Source organism: Parashewanella sp. 2304DJ23-3, from assembly GCF_056591695.1.
In genome coordinates this window covers 648,540-661,776 of the sequence record NZ_JBWQOH010000001.1, presented here as the reverse complement: position 1 = coordinate 661,776, position 13,237 = coordinate 648,540, and the positions used below count along the sequence as shown (strand labels likewise).

At 39.0% G+C, this 13,237-nt stretch carries 16 protein-coding genes; 10 read left to right on the top strand and 6 right to left on the bottom strand.

Annotation, left to right across the window (positions count from 1 at the left end):
- Positions 1-100 precede the first annotated feature (100 nt).
- From lpxL to AC1EU2_RS02895, 3 genes are all read left to right on the top strand, one after another.
- Positions 101-1,027 carry an LpxL/LpxP family Kdo(2)-lipid IV(A) lauroyl/palmitoleoyl acyltransferase gene (gene lpxL, locus AC1EU2_RS02905; protein WP_480296493.1) on the top strand — a complete coding sequence of 309 codons (927 nt, stop codon included), beginning with the start codon at positions 101-103 and terminating at the stop codon, positions 1,025-1,027.
- Positions 1,028-1,084: 57 nt separating this feature from the next.
- Positions 1,085-1,651 carry an outer membrane beta-barrel protein gene (locus tag AC1EU2_RS02900; protein WP_480296492.1) on the top strand — a complete coding sequence of 189 codons (567 nt, stop codon included), beginning with the start codon at positions 1,085-1,087 and terminating at the stop codon, positions 1,649-1,651.
- Positions 1,652-1,760: 109 nt separating this feature from the next.
- Complete coding sequence (locus AC1EU2_RS02895) at positions 1,761-2,333, top strand: outer membrane beta-barrel protein (protein WP_480296491.1); 573 nt, start codon at positions 1,761-1,763, stop codon at positions 2,331-2,333.
- A 19-nt stretch (positions 2,334-2,352) separates the two neighbouring features.
- On the opposite strand, the gene AC1EU2_RS02890 is transcribed toward AC1EU2_RS02895, so the two are convergent.
- Positions 2,353-2,952 carry a DUF924 family protein gene (locus AC1EU2_RS02890; protein ID WP_480296490.1) on the bottom strand — a complete coding sequence of 200 codons (600 nt, stop codon included), beginning with the start codon at positions 2,950-2,952 and terminating at the stop codon, positions 2,353-2,355.
- An 88-nt stretch (positions 2,953-3,040) separates the two neighbouring features.
- Between AC1EU2_RS02890 and AC1EU2_RS02885 the strand changes: the two genes are divergently transcribed.
- Positions 3,041-3,889, top strand: a complete 849-nt coding sequence (locus AC1EU2_RS02885; RefSeq protein WP_480296489.1) for an amidohydrolase family protein — start codon at positions 3,041-3,043, stop codon at positions 3,887-3,889.
- Here AC1EU2_RS02885 and AC1EU2_RS02880 read toward each other — a convergent pair.
- The 3 genes from AC1EU2_RS02880 to AC1EU2_RS02870 all read right to left on the bottom strand — a co-directional run bounded on the left by AC1EU2_RS02880 (position 3,882) and on the right by AC1EU2_RS02870 (position 7,099).
- The gene (locus tag AC1EU2_RS02880) at positions 3,882-5,057 is read right to left on the bottom strand and encodes a mandelate racemase/muconate lactonizing enzyme family protein (protein WP_480296488.1); all 1,176 of its coding nucleotides are present in this window, start codon (positions 5,055-5,057) and stop codon (positions 3,882-3,884) included. The two genes, AC1EU2_RS02885 and AC1EU2_RS02880, sit on opposite strands and share 8 nt — an antisense overlap.
- Before the next feature lie 21 nt (positions 5,058-5,078).
- Positions 5,079-5,846, bottom strand: coding sequence for a class II aldolase/adducin family protein (locus tag AC1EU2_RS02875; protein WP_480296487.1), 768 nt, complete (start codon positions 5,844-5,846; stop codon positions 5,079-5,081).
- 80 nt (positions 5,847-5,926) lie between these two features.
- Complete coding sequence (locus AC1EU2_RS02870) at positions 5,927-7,099, bottom strand: hypothetical protein (RefSeq protein ID WP_480296486.1); 1,173 nt, start codon at positions 7,097-7,099, stop codon at positions 5,927-5,929.
- Between the two features lie 224 nt (positions 7,100-7,323).
- Here AC1EU2_RS02870 and ybeD point away from each other — a divergent pair, with 224 nt between their 5' ends.
- From ybeD to lipA, 3 genes are read left to right on the top strand one after another with little or no spacing between them, the layout of a single operon-like run.
- A complete protein-coding gene (gene ybeD, locus AC1EU2_RS02865; RefSeq protein ID WP_129948181.1) occupies positions 7,324-7,590 on the top strand; it encodes a DUF493 family protein YbeD in 267 nt (88 codons plus the stop codon).
- Between the two features lie 24 nt (positions 7,591-7,614).
- The gene (gene lipB / locus AC1EU2_RS02860) at positions 7,615-8,274 is read left to right on the top strand and encodes a lipoyl(octanoyl) transferase LipB (protein ID WP_480296485.1); all 660 of its coding nucleotides are present in this window, start codon (positions 7,615-7,617) and stop codon (positions 8,272-8,274) included.
- Complete coding sequence (gene lipA, locus AC1EU2_RS02855) at positions 8,267-9,232, top strand: lipoyl synthase (RefSeq protein ID WP_480296484.1); 966 nt, start codon at positions 8,267-8,269, stop codon at positions 9,230-9,232. Before lipB ends, lipA begins: the two co-directional genes overlap by 8 nt.
- Positions 9,233-9,310: 78 nt before the next feature.
- On the opposite strand, the gene rimI is transcribed toward lipA, so the two are convergent.
- Together rimI and AC1EU2_RS02845 are read right to left on the bottom strand one after the other, a co-directional pair.
- Positions 9,311-9,769: a ribosomal protein S18-alanine N-acetyltransferase gene (gene rimI / locus AC1EU2_RS02850; RefSeq protein WP_480296483.1), complete on the bottom strand. Its 459-nt coding sequence runs from the start codon at positions 9,767-9,769 to the stop codon at positions 9,311-9,313.
- A gap of 6 nt (positions 9,770-9,775) precedes the next feature.
- Positions 9,776-10,123 carry a hypothetical protein gene (locus tag AC1EU2_RS02845; RefSeq protein ID WP_480296482.1) on the bottom strand — a complete coding sequence of 116 codons (348 nt, stop codon included), beginning with the start codon at positions 10,121-10,123 and terminating at the stop codon, positions 9,776-9,778.
- A 131-nt stretch (positions 10,124-10,254) separates the two neighbouring features.
- Between AC1EU2_RS02845 and AC1EU2_RS02840 the strand changes: the two genes are divergently transcribed.
- From AC1EU2_RS02840 to AC1EU2_RS02830, 3 genes are all read left to right on the top strand, one after another.
- Positions 10,255-11,289 carry a DUF2804 domain-containing protein gene (locus AC1EU2_RS02840; protein WP_480296481.1) on the top strand — a complete coding sequence of 345 codons (1,035 nt, stop codon included), beginning with the start codon at positions 10,255-10,257 and terminating at the stop codon, positions 11,287-11,289.
- A 35-nt stretch (positions 11,290-11,324) separates the two neighbouring features.
- Positions 11,325-12,170: a sterol desaturase family protein gene (locus tag AC1EU2_RS02835; RefSeq protein WP_480296480.1), complete on the top strand. Its 846-nt coding sequence runs from the start codon at positions 11,325-11,327 to the stop codon at positions 12,168-12,170.
- Between the two features lie 177 nt (positions 12,171-12,347).
- Positions 12,348-13,226 carry a hypothetical protein gene (locus tag AC1EU2_RS02830; protein WP_480296479.1) on the top strand — a complete coding sequence of 293 codons (879 nt, stop codon included), beginning with the start codon at positions 12,348-12,350 and terminating at the stop codon, positions 13,224-13,226.
- Positions 13,227-13,237: the final 11 nt, after the last annotated feature.

Genomic DNA, 13,237 nt, shown 5'->3' with positions numbered 1-13,237 from the left:
TTAATTCGTCTGAAAAATAATTAATTAAACGGGATTCTACCTAATTCTGTTAATTTTTGCGTTAGAATATTGGGATATTCAGATTTTTTGTGAGTGATCCGTGGTAGAAAACGCAACATTTTCTTATAAGTTACTGCATCCGAAGTTTTGGTTAATGTGGTTAGCGATTGGACTTATGCGCCTGTTAACTCTATTACCGTTAAAATTTCAAATGCGACTGGGAGCAGGATTAGGTTCTTTTGCTAAGAAATTGATTAAAAAAAGAGAAAAAACAGCTCGAAGAAACCTAGAGCTTTGTTTTCCTGATATGTCTGATTCAGAAAAAGCGGAATTACTGCATCGAAACTTTGAAGAAACAGGTAAAGCCATTTTTGATACAGTAAATGCTTGGTGGTGGTCAGATCGTCGCATTCAACAGCATATGAATATCAAAGGCAAAGAGTACATCCGAGATACGCTAGATTCTGGTCAAGGTGTAATCTTATTTGCTGTTCACTGTTTGCCTCTAGAGATGGGCGCTCGCATTATCGGACAGTTTCAAGCAGGAGTTGGTGTCTATCGGCCTCATAATAACCCTGTTATGGAGTATTTACAGGTTAAAGGGCGCTTACGTTCTAATGATGGCTTAGTGCCAAAACGTGATTTACGTAAAATGGTACGTTGCTTACGTAATGGCCGTATGATTTGGTACACAGCAGATCAAGATTTTGGCCGTTCAAGTGCTGTATTCATTCCGTTTTATGGGGTAAATGAAGCCGCAACTATCACTGGTGGTACTACGCTGGCTAAATTAGGAAAAGCCAAAGTAATCCCGCTATTTGTTGAGCGTAATGAAAATGATGATGGTTATAACGTAGAGTTTCTCCCTCCATTGGATAACTTCCCTGGTGAAGATGAGTTAAGTGATGCGACCAGAGGTAATCATATTATCGAAGAGTTAATCGATCGAAATCGTTCACAATATATGTGGTTACATAGACGCTTTAAAACTAGACCGAATAAGTCAGATCCTTCTTTGTATAAGTAACCTGTAAAATCATGACTATAATTGTCTCTGGTTTCAATCAATAAAAGGCCAGAGACAATGCTTAAACGATTTCTTGTTATCACATTCGCTTTATTTTCTCTTTCCGCTGTTGCAAAGCCCTTCGATGCCAGTTTGACTGGGTCATTTACGATGGGCACCAGCGCCGATAAATCGAATTATCATGTTGAGAATGATGATGTCATGCTAGGGTTCGATGTTGCCTATCAATATCACATCGATAATAACTGGGGCGTCGAGCTGGGTTATAAGTCGGTTTCCCCTGATGTGTTTACCAGCATCATTAATGATTTATTCGATAATGATATTGTTTTGGATGATGTTGATACGGTTAGGTTAGCAGGGCAATACACGGCACCACTTTCCGAACGGAATCAATTAATCTTTTCTTTGGGTGTACAGCGTTATGATGTTACTTATCGACTAAGGAATTCTGCTGAACAAACCTTATCTAAGTTCGATAAAGACGGTTTTAGCTATTATGCCCGAGTAGGCTGGCGATATCAGTTTGATGGTGGCTTTTTGCTCGGCCTAAGTTACGACTACCAAGATTTAGATGTTTTAGATATAGGAACAGGTAATTTGACTATTGGATTTAGTTTTTAAAAGACATACTACTTCCGTATTGATTGGGCTGGAAAAATTCCAGCTTTTTATTTACGAGAATAAACTTTTAAAGTACATTTGCGAGCGCTAAAAAATATAAGGAAGTAATATGAAGAAGTTAGCGCTACTCATTCCATTGTTATTGTCTACAACGGTCTCTGCTGAAGATTATTTTAAACATACGACTCAAGCTTCACTTTCTTTAGGTGGAAGTAATGATAAGTCTGGTCAAAATATTGAAAATGATAGTAGCATGATTGGTTATGATATAGCTTATCAATACCACTATACAGATAGTTGGTCACTGGAAGTTGGCTACAAAGACATATCACCTGAGCCATTCGGTGAGCTATTTAGCAATATTTTTAGACTTGAAAATGAACTTATTTTAGATGATTTAAGTTCGTTTCGAGTTGCGGGTAGCTATACTGCTCATTTATCAAAGCGAAATCAATTGATTTTTACGCTTGGCGCACAACGTTACGACGTTAAGCACCGTTTAGTAAATCGCAAAAATGAAGTCTTATTGAAATCAAACACTGATGGTATAGCTGCCATGGCAAAAGTTGGCTGGCGTTACCAATTTGATAGTGGTTTCTTGCTGGGGGTTAGTTATGACTACCAAGATATGGATATTCTCACTTTAAAGTTAGTTAATTTAGGTTTAGGTTATAGCTTCTAATTATAGGGCTTTAACATTGTTATTGCCCATAACTGGGAGCACCTTGATTTAAATATCGAAGTTCTTCTTTGGTGCTCTCTCTTTTTAATACTCTATTACGATGTGGGAATCGCCCAAATCGTTCGATAACTTCTTTGTGCTCTCTTATATAACTGAGGTAGTTTTCTATAACACTTTTATGCAGCTCATCCACCTCACTATATATTTTGTCAAAGAGTTCTAAACAGAACGCTTGATCGGCCAAATTTTCTGAGTGATGCAGTGGCATGTATAAAAAAATGCGCTCAACAAATTGAAGTTGTAAATCCCAATTATTGTTAATAGCGAGCTTAGTGTATTGTTGAGCGAGGAGATCTCCAGCAAAGGCTTTTGCTGTTTTTCTATAAATATTACGAGAGAATTGGTCAAGAGTAATAACTAATGCTAGCGTCGGGTGTGGGTGTAGAGCCCAGTCTTCGAGTTGTTGGGACATTGCCTTTTCATGAAGCTCACCGAAGTTATCTCTAACTTTATCATCAAAGTCAGTTCCACCTTGAAACCAAACTTTATTATGTTCGGGAGAAGAAAACCCGTCCTCGATTTCTCCATACCAGAATTTAAGAACGTCATGATGGTTCATTTACATCATCCATTTAATCTGCTTATATAGTAAACAATCCCAGTATAGCTATTGAGTTGTTGGCTAGAAAGCAATTTTGTGAGTGTTTATGCCACAACTTATTTTTGACCCACATGTTCACTTTATTGATTTAACCAAAGGTCATTACCATTGGTTACGAAATGCAGATGAGCGTTGGCTTAAAAATGTTAATCAAATAAAGAAAAACTTCTCAGTTGAAGATTTAACGCTACTTCCGCCATTTGAACTTGAAGGTCTTACTCATGTTGAGGCAGGCTTTGATAATACACATCCAGAAAGAGAGCTGTCTTTTGTATCTAACGTCTCGAAGAAAGCCTCATTAATTGCATACTTAGCGTTGGATACAGCCCCTATAATTTTCGAAAGGAAATTGTCGTTATTTATGCTGTTTCAACAGTTCATTGGAATTAGAGACATTTCTGAAGATGAAGACTTTCGAAGGCTAAAAGCTGATTCTGTTGTAACGAACTTAACGTTATTAGAGAGAAGTAAACTGATTTTTGAGGCACAGTTTAATCTTGATAATCATGATGCCGTAAAGCTTTTTGATTCACTGGCTCGGGAGCTGCCAAAGCTGAAAATAGTGATTAACCACTGTGGTTTTGTGTTACCAGATAATTATGAAAGTTGGAGTCACGGGATTAAAAAGCTATCCCAATGTCAGAATGTTTATATGAAATTTTGTGGTTTTGAAATGCTCAGCCAATCTGTAACTGGTGAGTTTAAACAGAAGGTACTTGATACTTTGCTTGATAGTTTTTCAGAGAATAGAGTAATGTTTGCCAGTAACTTTCCGCTTTGTTTGACTCAAAAAAGTTATCAACAAGTCTGGCAAGAGTATTCCGAAATGCAGCTTACGCCTGAAGTTTGGAGTAAGCTGAGTTACGAAAATGCAAAGAGGGTTTATCTTACTTAATTACAATTCTAGGTGACTTCATTACAACCTCATCATTGAGTTCTATCCCTATCCCTGCTGCTTCAGAAACTTCAAAGAAACCGTTTTTAGGCTGTGGGTCTTGCATGCACAATTCTCGGTTCCATTGTTTTATAGCATAAGTGTGATGCTCATGGATTAAAAAGTTTGGAATAGCGGTTTCCAAATGAAGTGAGGCGGCTGTAGCAACAGGACCACCGCAAACATGGGCTTGAATGCGTACATCGAAAATGTCGGCATAATCACAAACCTTTTTCGTTTCAGTGAAGCCACCGCATAACCCAATATCAGGTTGAAGTACGTCGACACTTTGCTCCTCAAGGTATGGTCGAACTTGCCAGCGGTTGTACAAGCGCTCTCCACCTGCGATAGGAACATTGACTTTATCCGCTACTTTGGAGTGAAGAGAAGGATTAAGATAATTCACAGGTTCTTCATAGTACATGCATCCGTATTCTTCAGCTATTTCACCTAACTGAATGGCTGTTGTTGCGCCTGGCAAACTATGACATTCAAAAATAATATCGACCTCATCACCAACAGCGTGACGAATTGCGGCCATTCGAGAATGGTACAGTTTCATTTCGGCCTTAGAGATAAGCTTGGTACGGTCGTAGTAAGTATTCCCATTTTTGTCATACATAATAGGATCGACTTTCACTGCGTCATAACCCTCATCAAGGGCTTTCAGTGCCGCTTCAGCGTATTCCTCAGGTGCTTTTAACGCTTTAAATTCTTTATCCCAGTCAAACTGAAGTTGTGAAGCGTAAGTACGTAATTTAGTGTTCACTTTACCACCGAGCAATTGATAAACCGGTAGGTTAAGCGCTTTACCTTTGATGTCCCAAAGTGCCGTATCGATGGCACTCATTGCAGCGTAAACTACAGGTCCACCACCTAGCCCCCAAAAGCTCTCTCGTAGCATACGTGACCAAAGGTTCTCAGTTTGAAATGGGTCAAAGCCAATTAAGAATGCTTCAGAAAACTCTTTAGTCATATTAGCAGCAGCACTATGCCCTAAATCATAAGCAAGACCAGCTTCTCCAACACCTGTAATACCTTCATCTGTGTGGACTCTGACAAAAACAGGATTCCATGCGGGTCTCTTGGGACAATGGATGTCAAAGATCTCAACGTGAGTAATTTTCATATTCATTCCTTTAATGGGAAGTTATTCTGCAAATGTTGGATCAAGTCGGTAGGCTTTTCTCAGCATGGCAGGCCAAACCATTTGCCCACCAGTTCCGCCCATATGCACTTTTTGTTGTTGCTCTTTAACCGTATCAAGCACGTGCTGCTTTATCGGAATCAAAGGCTGCTCTGTTGATAGCGCCATGACTTGAATCTCGCAAGCTTTTTGTAAATCAGCCCAGCGCATAAACGCTTCACCAACAGTTCTTCCAAGCGCCAATGCCCCATGGTTAGGTAGCATTAGAATGTTTGCTTTACCTAAGTCTTCTTGTAGACGTTGCTTTTCATCGTGATTAACGGCGAGCCCTTCATAGCCGTGATAAGCCATTTGATTAATAGAGAACATAGAATGCTGAGATATTGGCAATAAACCGTCTTCAATTGTGGCAATTACAATAGTTTCATTAGTATGTAAGTGGATAACACATTGAGCATCATGTCGAACTTCATGAATCGCACTATGGATAGTAAAACCCGCAGGGTTTATTTTGAAAGGCGTATCATCTAGGATTTCTCCTTTAAGATTAACCTTTACCAAGTTAGAAGCTGTAATTTCATCGAATGCCAAACCGTATGCGTTGACAAGGTACTCATCTTTGTCAGGTAACCGAGCAGAAATATGAGTGTAAATAGTGTCATCCCAACCAAAATGTTGGGCTAGACGATAGCAAGCCGCTAAGTCGACTCTAAGCTGCCACTCTTCTTCAGAAACATTACCCTTTAAACTTATTTTTTCTAATTCAAACATGATGTTTTCCGCTAACAGCAAGATTCACCGAGTGTAATCGAGAGAAAAAAAGCGGTCAATTTATATTCAGGCTTAATTAGTCAGTTAGCATTTCGAGGAAATTTAGTAGGGAAAAAATATTTGAGAACTTCAGACATCGGTACTCCACAGAGTGTTGCTTTTTCGAGTTCTAGTTTTACTTCATGAAAAGTTGACCTGTTATCGGTATCTAGTATTTTAGTGCTACTGATTAGCTGAGGGAAGATTTGCATGGTAGGCGTTGTCGCTAAAACTGGAATTGATTCCTTTGACGCAGATGCTCCAGATGCTCCAGATGCTCCAGATGCTCCAGATGATAGTAAAAGTACGCCTTGCAAAAATTCACGGAAATTACGGTAATCAAAAAACTCGCCAGTAAAAATTTTATCCATGTATTCGGTGTAATCTTCAATTAACTCTTCGTTACAGTTTGATGTCGGTGTAGGTAAGGGAACATCAAAGTTAGGAGTGATAAAGAAGTTTTCATCCGAGAAGCGTAACTCAGCGACTAGAGGTTGAAAATTGACAATACGGCAACTCCCAAATTCCAAACGTCGCCAACAAGTTAAAGCATTCGAGTCTCTGTAATAATCTAAATTTTCTATCTCGCTAACTTCCTCCTCAGTAAGGTTAATAAGTTGAGGAAGGGTTTTGAAAAACATTCTTTTTTCTAATGCTTTCTGTTCTTCTGTGTCAGGAATCGTATTTTCTTTTTCTGAAAGTGTTAAGTGAACGTTTAATACTTCCAATTTTTTTAATAAATTTACAAATGTTTGAATGCACTTCCTTATATCCGCCGAGCAATTTGGTGGTGACTGGATATAAGGAGACATTACCCCTTTACTGTGTGCTCTTACAACCGAAGCCAAATTCTCAGTGCTAAACTGTTTTACCACGTTCCCATTATAAATAAACCTGACTTCGACATGTTCATTATATGCAGGTTTTACAAATTGAATTTGCAGGTGTTTCTGAGAAGACTCGGGAAGGAACTGTCTAATAATATGGAATCTTTTTATCAAGTTTGAAGAACTTAATGAAGGGGCATAGTGACAACAATCTAAATTGCTTTTAAGCCTGCTTAATTCCTTTAATTTTTGGAGCTCTTTACTGCTAGGTTTTCGGTTATAACTTAATTGAAAGCAATCAGGAGCATCCTCTAATAATTTTACAAACCGTTCTTGAGTAAACGTAGCTCCACTATCCAGAGAGGGATAGGCAAACGTATTCGTCATTGGTATTGGGGATACTGGTAGCAAACTATTTTACTCATTTGATTGCCGTAATGCCCATTTTAGAAATCAATTTCAAATTGTGAATGCTTATTAAAGAACATTAATTCTCTATTAAGGGTTAATAGATAAATATTCCTAATGTGAAAGAGCAGAAACTTGCCCTTGATTTAGGTATAATCGTCACAATATATGCATCAATTATGATTTTATTTTAGGTATATTCGATGTTAGATACAAAGTTTGACGAGTTAATGGAGTTTCCTTGCTCCTTCCCGTTTAAAGTTGTTGGGGATGCAAGTGACACTTTAGAAGATCGTGTTGTTGCTGTAGTTCAACAGCATGCTCCTGGTGATTACTCTCCTTCTACTAAAGCATCAAGTAAAGGGACATATCATTCTGTAACCATTCGAATTAAAGCAACAAGTAAAGCTCAAGTAGAAACGCTTTATGTGGAACTTGCTAAAATTGAAGGTGTGAAACGAGTACTCTAAGCTCGTGATTTAGGAGAAAAGCTTTTGCAAGACGGAAAACTGCACATTAGGCAACTGGGTCGACAAAATTACGAAACCGTTTGGCATGCCATGCAGGAATATACGGATAACCGTGATTCTGAAAGTGCTGACGAAATATGGGTTGTAGAACACCCGCCCGTGTTTACCCAAGGCCAAGCAGGTAAAGCGGAACATATTTTAATGCCCGGAGATATACCTGTCATTCAGGTTGATAGAGGCGGGCAAGTGACGTATCACGGTCCGGGTCAATTAGTGGTCTACCCACTTCTTGATATTAAAAGGCTTAAGATAGGCGTTCGTCAGCTGGTTAATACCATTGAGCAAAGTATTGTTGATATGCTTAACGAGTATGACGTTGAAGCATATCCTAAAGCTGATGCACCTGGTGTGTATGTTAATGAAGCAAAAGTAGCCTCCTTAGGCTTAAGAATTAGAAAAGGTTGTTCTTTCCATGGTTTAGCGTTAAACGTAAATATGGATATGGAGCCATTTCATAGAATTAACCCATGTGGTTATGCAGGATTACAAATGGTGCAATGTTGTGATCTTGGTGGCCCGCAATCGGTGCAGGAAGCAGGCGATAAACTTATTCAGAACTTGGGACGTTTATTAGATTATAAACAACAAGTTCATCATCAAGGATTAGCAGAAGTCAATGAGTAGACCTGAAAGACTACAGCCCGGTGTGAAGTTACGTGATGCTGACAAAGTATCACGTATCCCGGTGAAAATCGTTCCTTCTGAACGTGAAACAATGTTGCGTAAGCCTGACTGGTTGCGTGTTAAATTGCCTGCATCAAACCAGCGCATTACTGAAATTAAACAAGCACTCCGTAAAAATGGCCTGCATTCAGTATGTGAAGAAGCATCGTGCCCGAATTTATCTGAATGTTTTAACCACGGTACAGCAACCTTTATGATTTTAGGTGCGATTTGTACTCGTCGTTGTCCGTTTTGCGATGTTGCTCATGGTCGTCCGTTAAAGCCTGATGCTGAAGAACCAGTGAAGCTTGCTAAAACCATTAAAGACATGAAGCTTAAATATGTCGTGATCACATCTGTTGACCGCGATGATTTACGTGATGGTGGTGCGCAACATTTTGCAGATTGTATTCGTGAAATTCGTATTCTTAACCCTGATATTAAGATTGAAATCTTAGTGCCTGATTTCCGTGGTCGCATTGATACTGCACTTGATATCATTTCACAAAGCCCGCCTGATGTGTTTAACCACAACTTAGAAACAGCGCCTGCACATTACCGTAAAGCGCGCCCTGGTGCGAACTATCAATGGTCATTAAACTTGCTTAAGCAGTTTAAAGAGCGCCACCCTGATGTACCTACTAAATCAGGTTTGATGATGGGTCTAGGTGAAAGCAATGAAGAGATCATGCAAGTACTGCGTGACCTTCGTGAGCACAATGTTGAAATGCTGACATTAGGTCAGTACTTACAACCATCTAAGTTCCACTTGCCAGTTGTACGTTATGTGCCGCCAGTAGAATTTGATGAGCTTAAAGAGTTTGCTGATGACATTGGTTTTACTCACGCTGCGTGCGGTCCAATGGTTCGCTCAAGTTATCATGCTGACTTACAAGCGATGGGTAAAGAAGTTAAGTAAGCACTTAGCCTTTTTATTTTAATAAAAAAGCCGCAATTGCGGCTTTTTTAATGGCTGAAGTAACGTACTCCGCATTATCTATAATTTTAGCTCCATCAAAATGGCATCTTCACGCCCTTTTTCTGAGGGGTAATAATCTTTTCTCTTTCCTGTCTCTGCAAACCCTGACTTGATGTAAAGCTGAATCGCACTGTGATTGGAAGCTCTAACCTCTAACTGTAAAAAAGCGGCCTTTCTTTGTTTTGCAGCTTGAATGAGTTCAGCCATCAGAATTTTTCCGAATCCTTGTCCTTGAACGCTTTGTGCAACACAAATATCCATCAACGTAGCCTCATCAACAACTTGATGAACGATGGCAAAAGCAACGAGCTGTTGGTCTAGCTGAATTCCAAGATTGTGATACAAACGCCCAAAGCAGCTCTGGATGTTCTTTACTGACATGGGGTGAGAGTGGGCTAAGTTTTCGATGGTTGCAATATGTTGGCTATCATCTACGCAAAGCTCAACAAAGCGTAGAGCATTCTGTTCTATCTTCATGAGGTGTTATTTTTTATCTTTCAAATGGTCACAAATTTTCTGCCACAATTGTCTTTTACCGCTGCTGCCATTGAGCAGCAGCTTCATTGGTTGTGATTCAATCCAAGCAACGTGTGGGCGAGTCTTACGGCTTCTCATATCCCAAATAACTTTAGCACCTTTAATTGGCTTCTCTGTTAAATGGTACTCAATATCAGAAAGCTCCATTAAAGATAATATTTGCTCTATAAACTCTGCAGAAGGAGGTGTATCGTCATCATCATGCAAGATTAAAAATTCAGGTTGTTGGCTTGCTGATGTCGCCAATTGCCATCTAGAGATCTCCATTGCATCGAGATAAGCGTGTTTTTCCATGAGTAAATCTTGCAAGTAATTTATGTGAATGAGTATATCAGAATACCTTGTTAACTAATTGTAAAGTTTCTCTTTAACTTACCTCTCGTTACCGTTACAGTAAATGTGAGGTCGTACCACAGAAGAATGTGATGTTTGATTTTAAAAAGCACACCCAAATCGCACCAGAAAAATTGATAGATTGCCACGGTGAACCAATATTTGGTCAGTTTGATGGCATTGTTTCAGATTTAAATATCCGTGACTTTAATTATTTTAATGTGATGGATAAACCTATGAGCACTTTGAAGAAGTATTTTCATTATAAGCAGTTTCAATTTGTTTCAGTCATAACACCTCATTATGTCATTGGCGTTGCTATTGCGGACATTCGTTATGTCGGAAGTAGCTTTTGTTATGTTTATGATATCCACAAAAATAAGCTGGTAGAGACGACTTGGCTGCGGCCGTTAGGGTTAAGTTATACGGTAGGTCGTTCTCCTATGAATGGTGTTACTGAGATCGGTAGCAAGCCAAATGGCATCCGTCTTGAGATCATTGATGGTAAATGGCATTTAAAAATTAATTCTAAAAAGATCAGTGCGAATTTACGGCTGGAGCCACTTGCACTCAGCTTACCAATGTCTATGTGCAGTCCAACTTCATACAGTGGGTGGACATATACCCAAAAACACAATGGAATAAAACCTGTCGGTCAATTAACGATTAACGAAGAACAGCAGCCACTCAATCATGCTTTGGCGAGTTATGATTTTTCTGCCGGTTTTATGCGTCGTGAAACGAGTTGGCGTTGGGCTTCGTTGAACGCTGAAATTGAACAAGGAGTTATAGGGCTAAATTTGGCAGCAGGTGTCAACGAAACTGGAAACTCCGAAAATGTGTTCTGGATAAATGGTGAGCGCCATTTGCTTGGAGCGACACAGTTTATCTTTAGTCGCCATAATGGCGATAAAGACGGATGGCATATTTTGTCAGAGAACGGACAAGTTGATCTTTATTTTACGCCTAGAAATGTGCGTAGTGAGAGACTTAATCTCATTTTGTTGAAGAGTAATTTCAGACAATTTATCGGTGATTTTAATGGTGTGATTCACGATAACTCGGGTAAAACTTATCGATTATCGAACGTGCTCGGGCTCACAGAAGATCACTATGCTAAATGGTAGCTTGGTTTTAACAACAATAATAAAGGATTGTCGTAATGAGTGTTGAAAACCTGATTAACCACCCAGAATGGCTGTTGGTGGTATTAGCACCCATTTTCTTCTTATGTATTTTATTGGAATACTTTTTAGGCATTAGAAAAAATAAATTGCCAGAAAATGCACAATATAAATTACCAGAAGTGCTGTGCAACTTCAGTTTAGCAGGACTTCATCAAGTGACGGATTTGCTCGCTGGTTTGTTTATTGCGCAATTGTACTTGAGTGTTTTTGGTTTTCGATTTTTTGATATCGAAATGACGGTCTGGACCTTCGTATTATTGCTGGTGGCCCAGGATTTTTGCTACTACTGGTTCCACAGGGCAAGTCATCGAATCCGTTGGATGTGGGCGGCACATGTTGTTCATCATAGCTCTGAAAATATGAATTTTACTACAGCGTTTCGCCAAAGTTTGATGTACCCATTGGCCGGCATGTGGGTGTTTTGGTTACCGCTTATTGTTCTAGGGTTTGATCCAAAGTGGGTCGTATTTACCGTTTTATTGAGTCTGGGTTATCAATTCTTTGTTCATACACAAATGGTTGGGAAATTAGGTTGGTTAGAATGGGTTATGAACACACCGTCACACCATAGAGTTCACCACGGTGTAAATCCACAATATATCGACAAAAACTATGCTGGTGTATTTATTGTTTGGGATAAATTATTTGGCACCTTTGTACCTGAAAAAGAAACGGTTCGCTACGGAATTACCAAGCCTGTTAATAGTTTTAATCCATTAACGGTAAGTTTTATCGAGTGGAGAGATATGATTTGGGATGCTAGCCAAAAGAATTTATCCATTATTCAACGCTTGAAGGTATTAATGAAACCTCCAAAATGACGAAATAATCGCATAGAAAAATAATTCTGAATAATTTATTGGAATATAAAACCTTTTTCATTAATAAATGGTAATCACGAAAAAGTGATATAGATCACTATAAGCATTTTTTTATATTGTTTCTGCTGCGTATTTTGCATTTTATGAATCTATTGTATGACTTATAGGCTTCAAAATATGGCAGTAGCAAATACAGATAGTATGGTTCAGAGTGCGATGCATGGTAGAAGCAGCATGAGCTATTGGGTTCAGTTAGAGGGTTTTTATCATAAGATTGAATCTAATCTGCCTATCAAGTTAAAGGGCGTTATTTATGGTGCAGTTCACGATCTAGCCCAAGCATCAGAACCGAAACAACAACTTAAAATCTTTAATTCTTTGGAAAAGTTACTACCTCAAGAATATAAGACTAACTTGATAAAAAGCGAATCAAGACAAAATGCTGAGGAATTAATTTTAACCATTAAGGATAATAGTAAACCCAAAGCGAATATAGTTTATCAAACTACAGTTCCAGCCTCATTAGATGATGAATATGATTATATTGATGATGAGTGGCAACTTAAACCAAATGACTGCTATAACAGCATTGGTGAGTGGTGCCAGAATCTAGAAGGCTTTCATAACAGCGGATCAGAGTCCGATTCCGGGGTTAGTAGTATGAATTCAACTCCTGATACAGTAAGACGGGGCGGGCGTCTTCCACCACCTCGTCAATCACCATTACTTATACACAAAACAGCTGTTGAAACTCTCCTTGTTGATTCTGGGGAATATGATGATGTAATACCAAGTAGCTTGGTTACTAAAACCTCAGCAAGTTTACCTGTTTCGACATTTTTCAATGAGCCAAGAGTGAATACTCAAACTAGGATGAGAAATGTGTCAGACAGTGAAGTTGTTATGAAAAGGCCGCCACCGATACCTACACGAAATCTAAAACCTAAAGAAACCGTTCTTTCTGCAAGTGATGGGTTGGGTTCTGCTGTCGTAGGGTTTGATGAATTAAACATAGTCGATGTAACAACACAGACTTCCTCGGGGTATTTAAGTTGAGTGAGCATTGG